Raw genomic sequence first — 776 nt, 5'->3', positions numbered from 1 at the left:
GCGGATACTCCCAGCCGTGCTTGGCCAGCAACGACTTCGAATACCACACCCCGTAGATGGTGTAGGCGTAGTACAGGACCCAGACCTCGTCCCCCTCGAACTGGCCCATCTCCAACACGCCAGGCCGCAGCGTGTCCCGCACCTTCTTGTTCGGATCATCCAGCGACGGCGCGTCCAACAACTCCCGCAGATCCGTGAGCTGGTCCTTCGACACCAACGTGCCGAAATCCATCTGCTCCGCACCCGAGTTGTCGATCAGATCCGGCGGCGTACCACCGTTGAACCGCGGCGCCAACTTCGCCTGGATCTTCTGCGTCGCCGAATGCTTGATCTTCCCGTCCGTCTTCGGATACGCCTTCACGTACTCCGCCTGCGCGGCCTTCGCGTACTCCTCGCCGAAACCGCCGTCGAAGATGACGACGTCGAGCCCCGCGCTCTCGTTGACCGCCAGCGGATTCCGCGCCGACTTCTTGCCCTCGGCGACCTGCTGCGTGCCCCCGCCGCCGCCCGTCGCGCACGCGCTGAGTGCGGCGAGTGCGGGCACGGTGAGGAGGCCGGTCGCGGTGGCGCGCTTGATGAGGGAGCGCCGTCCCACGTCGATGGTTGTCATGCTCACACGCTCGCCTTCGTCGGGGGTGTCGCGGCGACCCGGTCGGGGCTCAAGGATTCGCGCCACGTCCCGGACGGGTCCATGGACGCTCACGCGCGACCCTTGGACAAACGGGCACCCGCCCGCCGCGCGCCGGGCGGCGTCGGCGCGGCGGGGGCACCCGTTC

The 776-nt window shown here is 68.2% G+C and carries 1 protein-coding gene; it reads right to left on the bottom strand.

The window, feature by feature from the left end:
- Positions 1-610: extracellular solute-binding protein (locus KUM32_RS35710; protein WP_217146072.1), on the bottom strand; the 610-nt coding region annotated here is incomplete at its 3' end.
- Positions 611-776: the final 166 nt, after the last annotated feature.

Source organism: Streptomyces sp. AC627_RSS907, assembly GCF_019049165.1.
This window is presented reverse-complemented; position numbering and strand designations above follow the sequence as displayed.